General features: G+C 62.2%; 21 protein-coding genes and 2 tRNA genes. 19 read left to right on the forward strand and 4 right to left on the reverse strand.

The window, feature by feature from the left end; genetic code table 11:
* The first annotated feature begins 572 nt into the window (after positions 1-572).
* The 3 genes from BMG03_RS04075 to BMG03_RS04085 are packed head-to-tail and all read left to right on the forward strand — an operon-like array spanning position 573 to position 2222.
* The gene (locus BMG03_RS04075; RefSeq protein WP_077701097.1) at positions 573-1028 is read left to right on the forward strand and encodes a hypothetical protein; all 456 of its coding nucleotides are present in this window, start codon (positions 573-575) and stop codon (positions 1026-1028) included.
* Positions 1029-1038: 10 nt separating this feature from the next.
* Positions 1039-1566, forward strand: coding sequence for a ribonuclease H family protein (locus BMG03_RS04080; protein ID WP_157771544.1), 528 nt, complete (start codon positions 1039-1041; stop codon positions 1564-1566).
* A gap of 56 nt (positions 1567-1622) precedes the next feature.
* A complete protein-coding gene (locus BMG03_RS04085; RefSeq protein WP_075775985.1) occupies positions 1623-2222 on the forward strand; it encodes a recombination protein NinG in 600 nt (199 codons plus the stop codon).
* 77 nt (positions 2223-2299) lie between these two features.
* On the opposite strand, the gene BMG03_RS04090 is transcribed toward BMG03_RS04085, so the two are convergent.
* Together BMG03_RS04090 and BMG03_RS04095 are read right to left on the reverse strand one after the other, a co-directional pair.
* Positions 2300-3835 (reverse strand): DUF6538 domain-containing protein, encoded by a 1536-nt coding sequence (locus tag BMG03_RS04090; RefSeq protein WP_075775986.1) that lies wholly within the window; start codon positions 3833-3835, stop codon positions 2300-2302.
* A gap of 78 nt (positions 3836-3913) precedes the next feature.
* A tRNA-Thr gene (locus BMG03_RS04095) sits at positions 3914-3988 on the reverse strand.
* 118 nt (positions 3989-4106) lie between these two features.
* On the opposite strand from BMG03_RS04095, the gene BMG03_RS20855 reads away from it, so the two are divergent.
* The 15 genes from BMG03_RS20855 (at position 4107) to BMG03_RS04165 (ending at position 13892) form a co-directional block, all read left to right on the forward strand.
* Positions 4107-4277, forward strand: a complete 171-nt coding sequence (locus BMG03_RS20855) for a hypothetical protein (protein ID WP_167733383.1) — start codon at positions 4107-4109, stop codon at positions 4275-4277.
* Position 4278: 1 nt separating this feature from the next.
* A complete protein-coding gene (gene murA, locus BMG03_RS04100; protein WP_075775987.1) occupies positions 4279-5547 on the forward strand; it encodes a UDP-N-acetylglucosamine 1-carboxyvinyltransferase in 1269 nt (422 codons plus the stop codon).
* A 51-nt stretch (positions 5548-5598) separates the two neighbouring features.
* Positions 5599-6078 (forward strand): DUF2948 family protein, encoded by a 480-nt coding sequence (locus BMG03_RS04105; protein ID WP_075775988.1) that lies wholly within the window; start codon positions 5599-5601, stop codon positions 6076-6078.
* Positions 6079-6215: 137 nt separating this feature from the next.
* Positions 6216-7529, forward strand: a complete 1314-nt coding sequence (gene hisD / locus BMG03_RS04110; RefSeq protein ID WP_075775989.1) for a histidinol dehydrogenase — start codon at positions 6216-6218, stop codon at positions 7527-7529.
* Positions 7529-8005 (forward strand): UPF0262 family protein, encoded by a 477-nt coding sequence (locus BMG03_RS04115; RefSeq protein WP_075775990.1) that lies wholly within the window; start codon positions 7529-7531, stop codon positions 8003-8005. The genes hisD and BMG03_RS04115 overlap by 1 nt, the downstream gene beginning before the upstream one ends.
* A gap of 5 nt (positions 8006-8010) precedes the next feature.
* Positions 8011-8463, forward strand: a complete 453-nt coding sequence (locus BMG03_RS04120; RefSeq protein WP_075775991.1) for an arsenate-mycothiol transferase ArsC — start codon at positions 8011-8013, stop codon at positions 8461-8463.
* A 4-nt stretch (positions 8464-8467) separates the two neighbouring features.
* Positions 8468-8875, forward strand: a complete 408-nt coding sequence (locus BMG03_RS04125; protein WP_075775992.1) for a ketosteroid isomerase-related protein — start codon at positions 8468-8470, stop codon at positions 8873-8875.
* Positions 8875-9468 (forward strand): GNAT family N-acetyltransferase, encoded by a 594-nt coding sequence (locus BMG03_RS04130; protein WP_075775993.1) that lies wholly within the window; start codon positions 8875-8877, stop codon positions 9466-9468. Before BMG03_RS04125 ends, BMG03_RS04130 begins: the two co-directional genes overlap by 1 nt.
* A gap of 8 nt (positions 9469-9476) precedes the next feature.
* Complete coding sequence (locus BMG03_RS04135) at positions 9477-10370, forward strand: carbon-nitrogen hydrolase family protein (RefSeq protein WP_075776028.1); 894 nt, start codon at positions 9477-9479, stop codon at positions 10368-10370.
* Between the two features lie 82 nt (positions 10371-10452).
* Positions 10453-10671, forward strand: coding sequence for a translation initiation factor IF-1 (gene infA / locus BMG03_RS04140; protein ID WP_010397442.1), 219 nt, complete (start codon positions 10453-10455; stop codon positions 10669-10671).
* Positions 10668-11237, forward strand: coding sequence for a Maf family protein (locus BMG03_RS04145; protein WP_075775994.1), 570 nt, complete (start codon positions 10668-10670; stop codon positions 11235-11237). Before infA ends, BMG03_RS04145 begins: the two co-directional genes overlap by 4 nt.
* Complete coding sequence (locus BMG03_RS04150) at positions 11237-12289, forward strand: ribonuclease E/G (RefSeq protein ID WP_075775995.1); 1053 nt, start codon at positions 11237-11239, stop codon at positions 12287-12289. The genes BMG03_RS04145 and BMG03_RS04150 overlap by 1 nt, the downstream gene beginning before the upstream one ends.
* Positions 12286-12477 (forward strand): DNA gyrase inhibitor YacG, encoded by a 192-nt coding sequence (locus BMG03_RS04155; RefSeq protein ID WP_075775996.1) that lies wholly within the window; start codon positions 12286-12288, stop codon positions 12475-12477. Before BMG03_RS04150 ends, BMG03_RS04155 begins: the two co-directional genes overlap by 4 nt.
* 99 nt (positions 12478-12576) lie before the next feature.
* Positions 12577-12652 (forward strand) — tRNA-Phe (locus BMG03_RS04160).
* Between the two features lie 61 nt (positions 12653-12713).
* The gene (locus BMG03_RS04165) at positions 12714-13892 is read left to right on the forward strand and encodes a DUF6538 domain-containing protein (RefSeq protein ID WP_075775997.1); all 1179 of its coding nucleotides are present in this window, start codon (positions 12714-12716) and stop codon (positions 13890-13892) included.
* Positions 13893-14248: 356 nt separating this feature from the next.
* Here the strand turns inward: BMG03_RS04165 and BMG03_RS04170 are convergent.
* Positions 14249-15408 (reverse strand): IS3 family transposase gene (locus BMG03_RS04170; protein WP_244270937.1). Its coding sequence is split into 2 segments (ribosomal slippage): positions 14249-15159 and positions 15159-15408, totalling 1161 coding nucleotides; the frame shifts between segments, so codons are not numbered across the junction.
* 1010 nt (positions 15409-16418) lie between these two features.
* Positions 16419-17423, reverse strand: a complete 1005-nt coding sequence (locus tag BMG03_RS04180) for a hypothetical protein (protein ID WP_244271036.1) — start codon at positions 17421-17423, stop codon at positions 16419-16421.
* Here BMG03_RS04180 and BMG03_RS04185 point away from each other — a divergent pair.
* Positions 17304-18602, forward strand: a complete 1299-nt coding sequence (locus BMG03_RS04185) for a sigma-54-dependent transcriptional regulator (RefSeq protein WP_244271022.1) — start codon at positions 17304-17306, stop codon at positions 18600-18602. The genes BMG03_RS04180 and BMG03_RS04185 overlap by 120 nt on opposite strands.
* The last annotated feature ends 2 nt before the right edge of the window (positions 18603-18604 follow it).

Raw genomic sequence — 18604 nt, forward strand, 5'->3', positions numbered from 1 at the left:
ACGACCTATCAGCCCCATCGGCATTCCTGCTCGGGGCGCTGCTCTTTCCACCTCTCGGTGGCCGTCGCTGGCTCGGAAGGCTGGCACGTCTGACCCACGCCACGGGGCAACGCACGATAGACGGAGGCGGACGCCTCTGGCCTGATGGTCGCAATCCAATGCGTGAAGGGCAAGCCACGAAAGTGGTTTCAGCGAAGGTCCGGGGCTGATGCCGCCTCGCTGATGATGCCCCGAGGCAGGGGCGAAACCTTCACTTCGACCCGTCCCGCATTCAGGCTGTGCCTGTGTGTCTCAGGGCGGATACAAACCCAGGAGAACTCCCTGAACTACGAACTCAACCGCGTTTCCCCAATGGGATCTGCACAACCATGACGGCCCGTCTTTGTGCCGTCCCCAACTGCGGCACTCCTGCCGCATCCGGCTACTCCCCTCATTGCAGACGCCATAAGAGCGTTCTGAGGCGGCAAGGCGCGCCCGACCAGCGTGGCGTCACCAAAGCAGAGCTTGCCCCATACACGGCCCGTATCGAGGCTCGTATCGCTAAAAATCCTGACAGCGAAGCGTGGCCCCTGATGGAGGAAGCATGGGCCGCCATCGTCGTTGATGCCCAATCCACCGCGAACCACCGAGTCGGAAACCGATACCAGCGCAGCGCCGCCAACGAGATCGCGGCAATCGCTCAGGACTGTAACCCCGGCAAAGTGATCGTGACGGTGCTCGGGATGGTCTTGTTCTGGCACGAAAGGCCGCTTCGGTTCGCATCTGACGAGTCGCTTCGGGTTCAGATCGCTCGTCGGGTGCGAGCTCTGTCGCAGCGCCATGTCGGGCTGCGGTACAATCACAGGACAGCAAAGCAAGTCCGGGTCTATCGCGAGATAACGCCCAAGGCAGCGGCCATGCTTGGGCGCAAACTGATGACTGCCTTCGGCGGTGTTGGGCTGCAACTCGCAGAACTGGATGAACGCGACCGCAAGGCCGCGCACGAAGCGAAACAGCGGCTCGCTACCGCAATCTCCAAACTCAACTAAGGATGATACTTTGACAAAAGTACTGACAGAGGCCGCGCTGCCTCGCCAAAACTGCATCGTAATTTACACCGACGGTTCGTGCCAACCGAACCCCGGGCCGGGAGCCTATGCTGCCATTCTGTGCCGCTACATCGACGGCGCACTGATGAACCGTATGCCCCGTTCCGGCGGTGCAATGAGCACCACGAACATTCGGATGAAAATGAGTGCGGTGGTCGCCGCCCTCAAGCCGATCCGCCGCGACGAACCGCTTCCAATCTTCATCTTCACCGACAGCGAGATGATCGTGAAAGGCATGACCGACTGGCTGCCCGGCTGGATCGCCAAAGGGTGGCGCAACAATAAAGGCAAGCGCGTGGAGAATGTCGATCTTTGGCAGGAAATCGCCCGGTTGTGCGAGGGGCTGGACGTCACTTTCCGGTGGGAGCGTGGCCGCTCTGGCGATCCGATGAAGCAAGAGGCCCACCAGCTCGCGGAGAAGACGTGCGCCATCTGGATCCAGAAGGCGGACGAGGAAAGTTTCTGCACTGCCGCTTGATCTCAATACCTCGGCGGGGGCGATCTTCCCTCCGCCAACTTCTGCAACACCCCTGAATGATCGAGACGCAAAGCTACTCGACAAATGGTCCCGAGGCTGTCGCCTCCGTGCCACCCGCCACAACAACAGTAGAAACCCTTAACCGACAGCTTTTCTGCCCGTACTGCGTCGAGGTCTTCGAGCCAAAGCGCAAGGGGCAGAAGTATTGCTCACGCCAATGCCAGAAAGCGGCGACTAATCACCGAGCCCGAGGTTCGCGCAAGGTCGCCGACAGCTGGGAAGAGAAACGCCGTCAGGAGGAACGCACTGGCCGCGTCAAGGGCCTCTCACATGCGTTTTACGAGACGCCACCGGCCTACCGAGCGGCGTTCTTGGAGGAGCTAATCGCCGAGGCCAGAAACAATGTAGAACTTCGGGATTTGGTTACAGCCCGCGCCTACCTGAGAAGCTGGGACAGAGACGAAGGCACGGGACGTCTCCATATCGCTCACGTCCTCGACCACTATTGCCGGGAGGTGTACGCCCTCCGCTCCTTCGAAGTGGTCGAGAACAAGGTGGAGTTTCCCGGTAATGGCGTCCTTGCTTTCCCAGCGGAATATTTCGGGCCGGATGCCCCACCTATTTACGCAGACGGCAGCCTGAAGCAGAGAAGATGACGATTGCAGGGGGGGGGCGGAAAAATCCGCCTCCCACCACTAATAAGAACTTTTTGGGAGCAACGCTCGGTGAAACCCTAGAGTTGGAAACGAGGCAGCCGCTTCACGGCTTCCCACTTCGCCTTGATGGATACTTCCCCGTAGCCGCTTGCAGACCTTCCGTCCTCGTGGCCTTGGATCGCATCCCGGACCTCTAAGTCAATCTTGCATTCTCTGGCGACAGTTTTGAAGCGGTGTCGCCAAGCATGGTTGGGCTGCAAATTGGGGTCAGTGATCTTCACAATGTCTCGTACCCACTTCCCGACCTTGGTCCCCGCACTTCGGGCTCGGGCCAGAGGATCAGCAGCCTTCTTCCTGAACGCGGTGCTATAAAAGATCGGCCCCGGAGGAAGGGCTCGTATCATGTCGGGCAAGCCCATTTCTAGGAGTTGTGGATGGATCGGCACCATCCGATAGACCCCCGTCTTCACCGAGCCCGCGTCGGGAGTAATCCGCAGACATAGCACCCCGTCTTCCTCGATAAGGTCTTGAGTGCGAAGCTGGGTCGCTTCGGTGATCCTCGCTCCCGTGAAGGCACAAATCCAAGGTGCCCACCGTATCGCCCGTTTGTTCTCCTCAGTGCGTTTGGTCCCGAGGGTTTCGGGGGCGGTGAGGGATGCTCCAAGTATCGCCTTGGCTTCCGCATCAGTGAACCCCGACGGGCGGGTCTTCACCTTCTTGCCGAAGCGCACTCTTATGTCCTCGGCGGGGTTGGCTTTCAGTTTCCGCTTCTCGACTGCGAGGCCGAAGACGATCTTCACAGCAGCAAGATACTTCTGGCTGACTGTCCGGGCTGACAGGGCCTTGTCGTGTTTCAGGTGCTCACACCAATCAGCGATATTCTCAGGTGTGACGCGCTGAGCCTCGTCGTGTTCGACATACCCAATCAGGGACTCGATCTTTTGCCGGAAATCGCCAACTGTCTTCGCGGCCTTGCCTTCCGCGATGTGGTCGCGCTCCCAGAGCTTGAATATGCCACGAATCGTTGGCCCCTCAGTCTGCTGAATGGGGGCTCCTTCTGTGGTCTCTAAAAGTGGGAAACGGTTCGCCCTTGGGTCTGGGCTGAAATCCCCCTGAGACCGCTTAAGCTGCTCCTCTGCCACCTGCCGGTAAGTTCTGTCAGCTTCTTGGATTAGGCGTTGGCGGCTGATCTCATCGGTGACTAGCCCGCGTTCTAAGAGGAGGTTGTCCACGGTGGGTCCATACCACTCCGTCAGCCTTTCAGGGCTAACCGCTACGCGGTCGAGAAGGGACAGTGTTTCGCTCCAGACTTGGGACTCTCCGGGTTCCAGTTCCATCGCCGCCATGTGGTCGCGATAGAGTGCCCCCGAAAGTGCAACGATCTGCTGGAAGGGTAGGGGTTCGGGCTTCTGACGATGCCGAGCCCAGATTAGAGCTTGTTTCCGGACTTCTTCAATGTTCCGCAGTTTTGCCGTCGCCGGGTCTTTGGTGCGGAGGGAGCGGCTGACGATCTTGTCGCCGAGAATCCCGCGAAGATCGGTCGGGACACGCTGGCGGAAATAGTAAACGCCGCTGCGGGGATGCTTGTAAGGTTGCGCCATCTGCAAGGCCATGGTGTAGCACTCCGGTGTAGCACCGAAGACAATCAAGCCTCTGATAACAGCCAAGTTTCTGATCTTGAAGAAGAAAAGTGGTGCTGCTGGAGAGACTTGAACTCTCGACCTCTCCCTTACCAAGGGAGTGCTCTACCGCTGAGCTACAGCAGCGCCGGTTTCGGTCCGTCGCTTCGACCGTGGCGGGGATTTAGACGCAATCGCGCGGGGGTGCAAGGGCAAATCTTGCTCTCTCTCGACAGGATTTCGCAGGCGGGTTAAACGGGGCGCCATGACAGGCGGTAAGAAAGACGGATCGGGCACGTCCCGCGAGGCGGGGTTGAGCCGCGAAGAGCGTCGGGCGCAGGCGCTCCGGGCGAATCTGCAGCGGCGCAAGGCGCAGGCGCGCGCGCGCAAATCCGAATCCAAGCCGCCGAATAACAACGAATCCGAGGGCAGTTGAAATGGACAGCATCGTCGTACGCGGCAACGGGCCTCTTTCCGGCCAAATCCCGATCGCGGGGGCGAAGAACGCCTGTCTCGCGCTGATGCCGGCCACGCTTCTGAGCGATGAGCCGCTGACCCTGACCAATGCGCCGCGCCTGTCGGACATCCGCACGATGACCGAATTGCTGGCCTCTCTCGGCGCGGAAGTGACCGCGCTGCAGGAGGGAAAGGTGCTCGCAACCTCGTGCCATGGCGAGATCAACCCGGTCGCGGATTATGAAATCGTGCGCAAGATGCGCGCGTCGAATTTGGTGCTGGGGCCGCTGCTGGCACGTCTGGGCCATGCGGTCGTCTCGCTGCCCGGCGGTTGCGCGATTGGCGCGCGTCCGATGGATATCCATGTCGATGCGCTCGCGGCGCTCGGCGCGGAGATCGAGCTGAAGGACGGCTATCTGCATGCCGAAGCGAAGGGTGGACTGAAAGGCGCGACACATGAGATGCGCTTCGCCTCGGTCGGCGCTACCGAGAACTTCCTGATGGCAGCCTCGCTCGCCAAGGGCACATCGGTGCTGAAGAACGCCGCGCGCGAGCCGGAGATCGTCGATCTCGCGAAATGCCTGCGGGCAATGGGGGCGCAGATCGAGGGTGACGGTACCTCGGAGATCGTGATCGAGGGCGTGGATCGGCTGCACGGCGCCACGCACCCGGTGGTCGCCGACCGGATCGAACTGGGCACCTACATGCTCGCGCCCGCGATCTGCGGCGGCGAGGTGGAATGTCTGGGGGGGCGAATCGATCTGCTGGAGAGCTTCTGCGAGAAGCTCGATGCGGCGGGTATCTCGGTCGAGCAGACCCATACCGGCCTCAAGGTCGCGCGCAAGAACGGCCGCATTCGTGCCGTCGACGTGACGACCGAGCCTTTCCCCGGCTTCCCGACGGATCTTCAGGCGCAGATGATGGCGCTTCTTTGCACCGCCGAGGGCACCAGCGTTCTGGAAGAGAAGATTTTCGAGAATCGCTTCATGCACGCGCCCGAGCTTATGCGGATGGGCGCGAATATAGAGGTCCATGGCGGCCATGCGACGGTCCATGGCGTCGACAAGCTCAAGGGCGCGCCGGTGATGGCGACCGATCTGCGGGCCTCCGTGTCGCTGATCCTCGCGGGGCTGGCCGCCGAGGGCGAGACCGTCGTCAGTCGTGTCTATCACCTCGATCGCGGCTATGAGCGCGTCGAGGAGAAGCTGGCGGGCGTCGGCGCCCATATCGAGCGCGTGAAAGCGAATTGATCGGCTGGCAATCCCCGCCATCTCCCCCATATCGAATGCAGAGGTGACCCAATGACCCGTGACGCGAAATTCGAAGAGGGTGGCGAAGGCGCGATCGCGCTGCGCGCCGAGACCAAGGACGACCTGCCCGTGATTGCGGCGCTGGTGCAGGACGCCGTGCTGCCGATCACCGAGATCGCGTGGGAGGCGAAATCCCGTCGTCTCGCGCTGCTGATCAATCGCTTCCGCTGGGAAGACAAGGCGCAGGCCGAGGCCGAGAAGCGGCCCTACGAGCGCGTGCGCTCTCTGCTGGTGATCTCGGACGTCACCCATGTCGCGAGCATGGGCATCGATCGGTCGGATCGCGACGTGGTGCTCTCGATCCTCGACGTCGCCTTCGAGGAGGCGGAAGACGGGGCGGGGCGTGTGACCCTGACGCTGGCGGGCGATGGTGCGCTGGCGGCAGATGTCGAATGTCTCGATGTCGATCTGCGCGACGTGGAGCGGCCTTATCGCGCCCCCTCCGGCAAGGTGCCGCATCATCCCGAGTGAGCCGAGTTTTGCCGCCGGGGTTGCCTCCGGCGGAGATATTTTCGCCAAGTCGAATTGGAATTGCCTTTGCGGGCAGCGTCGTGCTTGCGGGGCAGGGCGGGAGTCTCTAATCCGAAAAGCGGAAAAGGAGACTGTCGATGCCGCATTTTCTGGACACGCGCGAAGATGGGTTTGAAGCCCGGTTTGTCGAACTTCTGGGGATGAAGCGCGAGGACAGTCCCGATGTGGATGCTGTCGTGGCCGAGATCATCGCAGATATCCGCAAGCGGGGCGATGCGGCGCTGATCGAGCTGACCGCGAAATTCGACCGGCTGGAGCTCACGCCCGAGACGCTGGCTTTCTCTCCCGACGAGATCGAGGCCGAGGTCGCGAAAGTGCCTGCCGAGGAGCGCGCGGCGCTGGAACTGGCGGCCGAGCGCATCCGCGCCTATCACGAGCGTCAGATGCCGCATGACGCGCGCTGGATCGATGCGAGCGGGGCGGAGCTTGGCTGGCGCTGGGGACCGGTTTCGGCGGCGGGGCTCTATGTACCCGGCGGATTGGCGAGCTATCCCTCTTCGGTGCTGATGAACGCAATCCCGGCGAAGGTCGCGGGCGTAGAGCGGCTTGTGGTCGCCTGCCCGACGCCGGGCGGGGCGGTGAACCCGTTGGTGCTGCTGGCGGCGCAACTCGCGGGAGTCGATACGGTTTACCGGATGGGCGGCGCGCAGGCGATTGCAGCGCTGGCCTACGGGACCGAGACGGTCACGGCCGTCGACAAGATCACCGGGCCAGGCAACGCTTTCGTCGCGGCGGCAAAGCGCCGCGTGTTCGGGCGCGTGGGCATCGACATGATCGCGGGGCCGTCCGAAATCCTCGTGATCGCGGACGGCACGGGCGATCCGGACTGGATCGCGCTCGACCTGATGAGCCAGGCCGAGCATGACGAGAGCGCGCAGGCGATCCTGATCACCACCGACGAGGCCTTCGGCGAGGCGGTTGTGGCGGCGGTCGAAAAACGGCTCGAGACGCTGGAGCGCCGCGCCATCGCGGGCGCCAGCTGGCGCGATTTCGGGGCGGTGATCGTCGCGCGGGATCTGATGGAGGCAGCCGAGCTGTCGAACCGGGTAGCCCCCGAGCATCTGGAACTTTGCGTCGCCGATCCCGATTGGCTGGCGGAAGCGATCACACACGCGGGTGCCATTTTCCTTGGTGCCTACACACCCGAAGCGATCGGCGACTATATTGGCGGGCCGAACCACGTTCTGCCCACGGCGCGCTCGGCGCGGTTTTCCTCAGGCCTCTCGGTGATGGATTTCATCAAGCGCACGACCATGGCGAAGATGACGCCCGGCGCGCTGAAGGCGATCGGCCCTTCGGCGGAGATTCTGGCGAAATCGGAAAGCCTCGAGGCGCATGGGCTGTCGGTGCGTGCGCGGCTCGATGCGCTCAATGACGAAGGGGAGGGGTGATGGCCCGGATTTCGCATATCCAGCTGGACACGAGCGGCCTTCCCGCGCCCTCGCCCGAGATCGAGCAGGAGCGCAAGGTCGCGATCTACGACCTGCTCGAGGATAACAGCTTCGACATCCCGGGTCGTGACGGCCAACCCGCGCCGGAAGGGCCGTTCACGTTGACGCTGGCAGTGCGCGACCGGCGGCTGGTCTTCGACACCGAAACCGAGAGCGGCGCGAAAGTGGCGGAGTTCCATCTGTCCTTCGGCCCGTTCCGGCAGGCGGTGAAGGACTATTTCCAGATCTGCGAGAGCTATTTCGAGGCGGTCAAGAAACTGCCGCCCAGCCAGATCGAAGCTATCGACATGGCGCGGCGCGGCATACACAACGAAGGCGCGCGCATCCTGCAGGAACGCCTTGAAGGCAAAGCCGAGATCGACATCGACACGGCGCGGCGCCTCTTCACCCTCGTTGCCGTTCTCGCCCCGAGGTAATCGGAATGGGCGAGATCCCCAACTCCGTTCTTTTTGCGTGCGATCATAACTCCACGCGCTCCCCGATGGCCGAGGGGATGATGAAGAAATTTTACGGCACCGAATGTTACGTGCAGTCAGTGGGCGTGAAGGCCGATCTGGAGATCGACGGGTTCACCATCGCGGTGATGGCGGAGATCGGCGTCAATCTGGAGCGACACCGCGCGCGCTCTTTCACCGAGTTGCAGGAATGGGGCGACGATCTGTCGGCCTTCGATCTGGTGATCGCACTTTCGCCCGCCTCGCAGCGTCAGGCGTTGGAACTGACGCGGTTTTTCCATCTCGACGTGGAATATTGGCCGATTCTCGACCCGACCGGGATTGGTGAGACGCGCGAGGCCAAACTCGCCGCCTATCGCGATACCCGCGACCAGATCCGTCGTCATCTCATCGACCGTTTCGGCCCCCCTCAGGAGTAAGACCATGCCTCGCGCCCGCGCTCTCGACACGATCACGCGTTACTACGATGCCTTCAACGAAGGCGATACCAAGGCGATGGAGCGGCTGCTGGGCGAGCCCTTTGCGCATCATGTGAACGAGGGGAAAATCCGCCACGGGATCGAGGCGTTCCGCGAATTCAACGCGCATATGAGCCGCTGCTATCGCGAGCAACTGACCGACATGGTGATCATGGCGAACGATGCCGGCACCCGCGGTGCGGCAGAGTTCATCGTGAACGGCGTCTATCTGGAGACCGATGACGGGCTGCCCGAGGCGCATGGGCAAAGCTATGTCCTGCCGGCGGGAGCGTTCTTCACGCTCGACGAGGGCAAGATCACGCGCGTGGTCACCTATTACAACCTCGCCGACTGGATCGCGCAGGTCTCGTGATGGAGGTGCGGCGGTTGACCGGTGAGGCGCTGGATGAGGCGTTTGATGCGGCGCTTGACGACGTGGCGCGGCTGCGGATCGCGGTCTTCCGGGACTGGCCCTACATCTATGACGGCTCGCTGGAGTATGAGCGGCGTTATATCCAGAGCTACCGCGAGAGCGATGCGGCGGTGGTCGTCGGCGCGTTCGACGGGACGACATTGGTTGGAGCGGCCACGGGCACGCCGCTGGAAGATCACGCCGATGATTTCGCGGCACCTTTCGCAGGCACCGGGTTGCAGCTGGAAGACGTGTTCTACTGCGCCGAGTCGGTGCTGCTGCCCGACTATCGCGGGCAGGGGCTCGGTCACGCCTTCTTCGACCACCGCGAGGCCCATGCGCGCCAGCTGGGGCGCTGTCATTCGGTCTTCTGCTCGGTGATCCGGCCCGACGATCATCCCTTGAAGCCCGCCGATTACCGCCCGCTCGACGGGTTTTGGCGTAAGCGGGGCTATGCGCCGATGGAGGGCGTAATCGCGCGGTTCAAATGGACCGATCTAGGTGAGGATCAGCAGACGGAGAAGGCACTGCAATTCTGGGGACGCCCGCTGTGAGCCGCGATGTGACGATAGCCGCGGCGGCCTATCCGCTCGACTGGTTCGACGATTGGGCGGGCTACGCGGCGAAGGTTACGACTTGGGTGGCCGAGGCTGCCGGGCAGGGCGCGCTGCTCCTGGTTTTTCCCGAATACGGCGCGATGGAGTTGGCGAGCCTCGGCGGTGCAGAGGTCGCGGCTGACCTGGAAGCCGCGCTGGCGCATGTCGCCGGATTACGCGCGGATATGGAGACGCTGTTCGCAAATCTCGCGGCAAAACATGGCGTGCATATCCTCGCCCCCTCCGGCCCCGTCATCGAAGGGCCTAAGCGCGTGAACCGGGCGAGCCTGTTCGGTCCCGGCGGGCTGATCGGGCATCAGGATAAGGCGATCATGACGCGGTTCGAGCGCGAGATCTGGCATGTCGATGCGGGCGAGGGGCTGGCGCTTTTCGACACCGCGCTCGGCAAGATCGGGGTCACCATCTGCTACGACAGCGAATTCCCCCTGCTGGCGCGCGCTCTGGCCGAGGCGGGGGCAGAGATCATCCTCGTGCCCTCCTGCACCGACACCGTCGCGGGCTATAACCGGGTGCGGATAGGTGCGATGGCGCGGGCGCTGGAAAACCAATGCGTGACCGTTCAGGCGCCGACCGTGGGCGATGCGCTTTGGTGCCCGGCGGTGGACGAGAACCGGGGCACGGCTGCGATCTTCGCGCCGCCCGATGGGCTTTGGCCCGAAAACGGGATCGTGGCCGAAGGGGCCCCCGACTCACCCGGATGGACCTTCGCGACGGTGGACTTGGATCGCGTCGCGCAAAGCCGGACTGCAGGAGCTGTTTTGCCCTACAAACATTGGTCCGAGCAGTCTGAGGCGGCCCAAATAATCCGGATCGCCTCGGAAAACCCCGCCCAGCCTTGACATTCCCCTTGAATTTCGCGGCTTACGGGCGCATTTAAACGCTCGCCCGCGAATTGCGCGGGAAACCATTTACGGAGTGACCATGGCCAAGGAAGAAATGCTCGAATTTCCCGGTGTCGTGAAGGAACTCCTGCCTAACGCGACATTTCGGGTCGAGCTGGAGAACGGCCATGAGATCATCGCGCATATGGCAGGCAAGATGCGTAAGAACCGCATCCGCGTTCTGGCAGGCGACAAGGTTCAGGTGGAAATGAACACCTACGACCTCACGAAGGGTCGTATCAACTACCGCTTCAAGTGAAGCTGATCCTCGGCTCGGCGAGCCCGCGGCGGCGAGAGCTTCTGGCCCAGCTCGGGCTGGAGCCTTTTGACGTGCGCCCCGCCGATATCGACGAAACGCCGTTCAAAGGCGAGGCCGCGCGCGACTATGTCGCTCGCATGGCCCGCGAGAAAGCGATGGCGCTCGATGTGGCCGACGACGAGGTGCTGTTGAGCGCCGATACAACGGTGACCTGCGGGCGCCGCATCTTGGGCAAACCCGAAGACGAGAAGGAGGCGGCGGAGTTTCTCTGGCTGCTCTCCGGGCGTCGGCACCATGTGTTTACCGCCGTGGCGATCCGCACGGCGCAGGGCCTGCGCGAGCGGCTCGTCGATACGGTGGTGAAGTTCAAACCGCTTAGCGACGAGGACGTGAACGGCTATCTCGCCTCGGGCGAGTGGCACGGCAAGGCGGGTGGCTACGCCATCCAGGGGCGCGGCGGCGCGTTCGTGCCGTGGATCCAGGGCTCGTTCACCGCGGTCGTGGGGTTGCCGCTCGCAGAAACCGCAACGCTGCTCGCAAGCGCGGGCATTCGAGGGGAAGTGTAATGCAGGGGCGTGTGGTTCTGCTGGACGAAATCGCCGGTCGCGAAGCGGCGGCGCTGATGGTCGACGGGCAACTCGAAGACCTGATCATCGACACTTCCGACGAGATCAGCTTTGCCCCCGGCGCGATTCTGCGCGGCACGATCGGTCGCCAGATGAAAGGGCAGGGCGGCGTCTTCGTCGATCTGCCCGAAGGCGCGCGCGGCTTTCTGAAAGAGGTGAAGGGGCTCGCCCCCGGCCAGACCGTGATCTGCATGGTCTCCGGCGGCACCGAGCCCGGCAAGGCGCTGCCTGTGACGCTGCGGGTGCTGTTCAAGTCGCGCTACGCCATCGTCACCCCCGGCGCGCCCGGCATCAACGTCTCCCGGCGGATCCATGAAGAGAATCTGCGCGCCGACCTGCAGGCAGCAGCCGAGGCGGTGATGGAAGGCTCGGATATGGGCGTGATCCTGCGCTCCGCCGCGGCCCATGTGTCGCTCGAAGAGGTGGCCGAGGATGTCGCCGCGATGCGCGAGCTGGCCGAGGCCGTGACTAACGATACTGTAGGCGGGCCGGAGCTGCTCGTCGACGCGCCCGATCCGCATGAAGAAGCCTGGCGCGACTGGGCCGAACCGGTGCCGGACGAGGTGATCGAAGGCGGGTTCGACGATCACGGCGTCACCGACGCGATCGGAGCGCTTCTACACCCGCGGGTCGACCTTCCGGGCGGGGCGCATCTGATGATCGAGCCGACCCGTGCCTTGATTTCGGTCGACGTCAATACCGGCAACGACACGACGCCCGCCGCGGCGCTGAAGGCGAATATCGCCGCGGCCCGAGAGTTGCCGCGTCAGCTGCGTCTGCGTGGCCTTGGGGGGCAGGTCGTGATCGACTTTGCCCCGATGCCCAAGCGCGACCGTCAGGCGCTGGAGCAGCAGCTGCGCCGCGCCGTAAAAGGCGAGCCAGAGACCTCGCTCGCAGGCTGGACGCCGCTGGGCAATTTCGAGATGCAACGCAAGCGCGACCGCGTGCCGCTCGCACGTCTCTTGCGGGGCCAGACGACGGAGGCGATATGAGCTGCCCAATCTGCGGCAAGGAGGCCGACCCGAAATACCGCCCCTTCTGTTCCAAGCGCTGTGCCGACGTCGATCTGGCGCGCTGGCTGAACGGCTCCTACGTCATTCCCGGCGATATCGCCGAGGAAGAAGAGCGCGCGCCGACCGGCCCCGCGGGCGATGATTTGCCCCCCGGCAAGCCGCACTGAAAACCTTTCGCAAGATCGCGGAAATTTCTGCGAAATCCCTCTGGACACCCCCCGCGCCCTCGTCTAGTAACCGCTCCACCAAGACCGAAAGGTCGAAGTGCCCGGATAGCTCAGTTGGTAGAGCAGCGGATTGAAAATCCGCGTGTCGGTGGTTCGAATCCGCCTCCGGGCACCATAGCATCCGCCAAGCTACTGTTTTGCCTCAGCTTTATCGCAAGATGGAGCTACCGTAGAACATGGCGGAGAACAAAACTGCACCCCACTCATTTGTGAAAGATGGCGTCTACTACTTCGTGAGGCGCGTCCCCAAGGACCTGCTGCACCACTACACGTCACCGAAAATCTCTTTCTCGTTACGCACGAGGTCGGCATCCGTCGCCACCTCCCGCGCCTTGAGAGCAGCACAGCGGCTCGACGAGCACTGGTATTTCCTCAGGATCAACGACTGCGATCTACCGGGGAAGCACATGCTGCGCCTGGCGCAGAACACCAACGCTGTCCCTGCCATGATGGCCATGCCCGCCGCTACAGCTGAAACCGTGAAGCTCTCGGAAGCCGTGGGCATCTACCTGCGGCTCAAGGGTCAGGGTCGTCCGGTCACCTTCCACCGCGCTGCTGAGCGGTCCTGCGGGTATGTCATCGACGTTTGCGGCGACAAGGACATCACTGCCTACACCAAAGCAGACGCGAACGCCTTCCGCGACGATCTGATCAAGCGCGGACTGGCAGGCAGCAGCATGACGCGCGTGTTCGGAACGGTACGCTCAGTCATCAACTTCGCTGCCGCCGAGATCGGCATCGACATCACGAACCCATTCGGCAGGGTCTACTACGACCGCAACGCAGGTGTTGAGGATCGGGAACCGCTGCCGCTCGACGTCATTCGCGCCCTACAGAGCGAGTGCCGCAAGCTCGACGATGATCTGCGCTGGCTGGTTGCCTTGGTGTCCGACACCGGGATGCGCCTCGCTGAGGCGGCAGGTCTGTTGAGGGAGGATCTCAAGCTCCATGATCCAATCCCGCATGTGGTCGTGCGAGAGCATCCGTGGCGGCGCTTGAAGACGGCAGGCAGCAACCGGAAGGTCCCGCTCGTGGGCGCAGCGCTCTGGGCCGCTCAGCGTGTCCACGACAGCGTCAAGGACAGCGAGTTCGCCTTCCCGCGATACAACAAGGGAGACCAGACCAATGCCAACTCGGCGAGCGCTGCGCTGAACAAATGGATGAAGCCATACGTCAGCGAGAAAGGGACCATGCACAGCTTCCGTCACTCGATGCGTGACCGGCTGCGGGCTGTGGAGTGTCCCGCCGACATCGTGGATCAGATCGGAGGGTGGCAGACCGAGGGTGTTGGGCACAGCTACGGCAAAGGCTACCCGCTCGACGTGCTGGCCAAATGGATGGGAGCTGCAGCATAGCCGACGGGCCATGTTCTACGGTAGCTCCATCTTGCGATAAAGCTGAGGCAAAACAGTAGCTTGGCGGATGCTATGGTGCCCGGAGGCAGTTCTGGTTTCCCAGTTGTGCTCCCGTTACAGGCATCGCGTCAGCTTCAAGCCTCAGCAAACACAAGGGTAATCGCATCTCTCAGTTGGGGTCAACAGGTGCCGCGTGTTCTACGGCTTGTTCTACGGCAGCGTAGAGCCGCTGAGACGAGCTGTGGTGGTCGACGTGGGAACCCCACTGTCGGGCGCAAGCTGACCCTGCGGTGTATCCCAGACGTTTCCGCAGTGTTCCTCCATAGTGGGTGACCTGCCCCCCTTGGGGCCCTCGTTCATAACGAGAGTCTGCAGGTTTGAGATTGGTAGTCGGATCGGTTGTTGTGGGCAAGCGCGCCGGGCGCGGAGCCCTCAAATTGCTCAAGCGTCCGGCGCGCTTCGAGCGGCGTCTGGTTTCCCAGAGACGAGTGCGGTCTGACGGCGTTGTAGTCGTAGCGCCAGAGCGCCAACTTGCGCCGGGCATCGTCCAGTGTGTCGAAGATCTCCTCGTTTAATAATTCGTCGCGCAGGCTTCCGTTGAAGGACTCGATGAACGCGTTCTGCTGCGGCTTGCCGGGGTCGATGTAGTGCCAGGGAATGGCGTTCTGGTCGGCCCATCTCAGGATGGCCCGGCTGGTGAACTCCGTCCCGTTGTCGCTGACAATGCAAGCAGGCTTTCCGTAGATCCGCACCAGCGCATCGAGTTCACGGGCAACACGCTTGCCCGATATACTGGTATCGGCGACCAGGCACAGGTTCTCTCTGCAACAATCGTCGATCACGGCCAAAATACGGAACTTGCGCGAGGCGCCGAAGCTGTCCGCCAGGAAGTCGAGCGACCAGCGCGCATTGGGATGCGCCGCCGCAGGCATCGGCGTGCGTGACCCGCGAGCCCGCTTGCGTCCACGCCGTCGCTTCACCGATAGCCCTTCCTCGCGATAGAGCCGATACAGCTTCTTGTGGTTCATGGTCATGCCCTTGCGCTCAAGCAGGATGCCGATCCGGCGATAGCCAAACCGGCGCCGCTTCCCGGCGATCTCCTTCATCTCCTCGCGGATCTCGGGGCAGTCCGGCGGGCGTGTGCGCCGGACCGTCTTGGGGTCGACACCGACAAGCTGGCAGGCCCGACGCTGCGAGATGTCATGATCCCGCATCGCCCTGAGCGCCGCCTCTCGCCGCCTGGTCAATGTCGTCAGTTCTTTCCCAGCAGATCCTTCAGAACCACGTTGTCGAGCATGGTGTCGGCCAACAGACGTTTGAGCTTGGCGTTTTCGTCTTCGAGCGCCTTCAGCCTGGCTGCCTCGGAGAGCTCCATGCCACCATACTTGGCCTTGAACTTGTAAAAGGTCGCCGGGCTGAGGCCATGCCTGCGGCACACATCAGCTGTCGGCATGCCTGCCTCCTGCTCCTTGATCATCCCAATAATCTGCGCCTCGGTGAAACGGCTTTTTCGCATTCGTCTGCTCCTTCAGAGTTGGCGCAGACTCTACACTACGTTGAGGGATCCCGCGGGGGGCAGGTCACACCATCTCTCAAGCAGCAGACCGCTACTGCCGACACTTCTGGAAAGCCAGCGTCGTCGATGTGGTCAGGGGCATTGCGCCAGAGCCACCAACCGGAGAAATCCTCGATGAGCCTCGGCTTGCGGCATGACCGGGATGTTTTCGGGGTCGCATATCAGACCGGTCTAACAGTGTTGGCCCTTCTTGCGTTTCCCCCCCTTGGGGTATGCTTACTGCCCACTATGGAGGAACACTGCGGAAACGTCTGGGATACACCGCAGGGTCAGCTTGCGCCCGACAGTGGGGTTCCCACGTCGACCACCACAGCTCGTCTCAGCGGCTCTACGCTGCCGTAGAACAAGCCGTAGAACACGCGGCACCTGTTGACCCCAACTGAGAGATGCGATTACCCTTGTGTTTGCTGAGGCTTGAAGCTGACGCGATGCCTGTAACGGGAACACAACCCAATACAGACGGAGCCTCCGGGCACCATTTAAATACCTGATATTTAGCGAAACTTTTGCCTTATCTTGCGTTGGGTCTGCTGGCATTTCGGTCGAAATCGGCCTGGGACCCCGCCGGGGCTCCTTTCCCCAAAACTACCAGATATCCGACACGTCATGCGGGCCGCGCAGCGAATCTTCTGAGGAGTTCGCTTCCCTTGTGCGGCACGTCGAAGGCAAGATTGTCAGATCTGCGCCGCCTGCTTCATTCGGCACGCATTCTTTCCGCCGGACCAAAGTTGCCCGGTTCCACCGTAAGACAGGAAATCAGCGCGCGGTTCGACTGCTCGGTCGCACGAAGATGGACAGCACTCGATAGTCTGGTTTCGAACTCGAAGAAGACCTCGCGATTTCCGACGCTATAGCGATCTGATTACTTGGGCTGCCGTTCATAGCGCCCACAGCTGCCATGCGCCGAAGACTTCTAGGTTTCTATGGGCTGACCTTTCTGCGGCTTGTGGCTACTGCCGGATCAGGCGCACCGTGAACCCACCGGCACTCATGGCGAATGTGGCGAGCTTGCGGGCGGTATAAGCAAGCTGCACATCGAACGACTTGAAGTAAAACGGAAAGACATACCCAGGCCCCATGGCAACTTTGTAGGACATGTCGCAGATCACCGTGTCATCGTTTTGCTTCTTCGCCGTCGTGGCCATCTGAACCACGCGTCGGCCATCATACATGGCCATCGGCGAAGGACAGGTTTCACCGTTTGCCAGCTTTGCGAAGAATTCGGTCGGGGAGATCACACCGGGGGGGACTTTTCCGGCGTCCGTCATCTCGGTCATTTCAGAGTGTGGGGTGATCGTCACGGCCGTCACGGTGTCCGCTTTACGGACGATCGCGATATCGCGTGTTTCGCTGCCTCGGCTCGTCCCAAGGTAATCGACCTCATTACCTTTGGCCTGCGTCACCGCCTCGAAGGTTCCGTCGTCCAAGCCGAACGGCGTGTTGTCGAGCGATAGCCGCAGCGTCGCATTGCTGCCTTGTCCTTCGAATTTCAGCGAGCCCAAGGGGCGGCGGCCCAGCGTGACATTGTAGATTTGCTTTTCGGCCGCAGCCGGTCCGGCCAGCAGGCCGGACAAAGCCGCAGCAAGAAGGAGAATACGTGTCATGAAATATCCGTAGTGTGCCGACATTCGCCGCGAAAGGTAAATCTTGCCGATAAATGCGCTTCCGAAAAAAGGAATGCCAGCCTTGAATTTCTGACCGTTTGGCGCATGAGATATAGTGTGCGGGAAAACTTGCAGGAAATTGCATAGTCTTCTGGCCGCAGCAATTGGGAGGAATGCATGCTGCAAGCGCCCGAGGACGGGAGCGATCCGCTCAGGGCGGCGCGTATTCTCATCGTCGATGACGAGCCGGGGATGCGACATTTCCTCGTCAACACTCTGAATCCCCTCGCACGCCATGTGGACAGCGCAGAAGACACCCGCGCCGCCGAAGCGATGCTCGCGGTGCGCCAATATGACATAATGGTTCTCGACAATATCATGCCGGGGCAGAAAGGTCTCGACTGGCTTCAGGCGCAGCGCTCCAAGGGCGGCTTTACCGATACGATCCTGATAACGGCCTATGCCGATTTGCAGACGGCGATCGAAGCCATGCGTGCGGGTGCCTCTGACTTCCTGATCAAACCTTTCCGCTCGAACCAGATCCTGAACGCGCTGCGCAAGTGTCTGGAACTGGCGAAGTTGAGACGCGAAAATGCACTTTTGCGGCGGGAACTGGAGACGGCCGCCAGCGGCAATCGCCGCAAGGAACTGATCGGGGCCTCGCCTGTAATTGCTGAGGTCCGGGCGCTGTTGGAGCGCGTGGCACCCTTGTCGACGCCGGTGCTCATCACCGGCCCGTCCGGGTCGGGCAAAGAAGTCGCCGCGCGCCATCTGCATGGCCGGTCCGGGCGCGGCGCGTCCCCATTCGTCGCGATCCAGTGCGGCGCCATCCCGGCGGACATGATCGAATACGAATTGTTCGGTCACGGCGCCGGAGCCTTTAACGGCGCACAGGCCGGACGTGAGGGATTGCTTGCTCAGGCCTCGGGAGGGACCGTTTTCCTTGACGATGTCAGCGAGTTGAGCGCAAACGCGCAGACGGCGCTTCTGCGCGTGCTTGAAGACGGCATGATCCGACCCATCGGCACCGGCCGCGACGTGCAACTGGACCTGCGTTTTGTCATCGCGTCCAGCAAGTCGCTGCAAAAGGCTGTCCATGAGGGTCATTTCCGCGAGGACCTGCTGTTTCGCATCAACGTCATCGAGGTGGCCATGCCCCCTCTCAAGGATCGCGGCACCGATGTTCTGGACCTCGCCGAGCTGTTCCAGACCGAAATCGCGGCAGCGCTCAACCTACCGATGGTCGAGATGACCTCCGCAGTCAGGTCGGCCATGCTGCGCCACGACTGGCCTGGAAATATTCGTGAGCTGCACAATTTCGTCGAGCGCGCGCTTATCTTTGGGCGGTTCCCGCTGGAAACGCTCGGGGACGCCATTGCGCCGGGCGAAATTGCGCCACTGGAGGACATGGAAAAGCGCGAAATTCTTCGCGCCCTCGAGGCGCTTGGCGGTAACAGGGCCGAGGCCGCGCGGCGTTTGGGTGTCTCGCGCAAGACGATTGACCGAAAATGCGCGGCCTGGGGCCTGTAGGT

Source organism: Thioclava nitratireducens, from assembly GCF_001940525.2.
Taxonomy (GTDB): Bacteria; Pseudomonadota; Alphaproteobacteria; order Rhodobacterales; family Rhodobacteraceae; genus Thioclava; species Thioclava nitratireducens.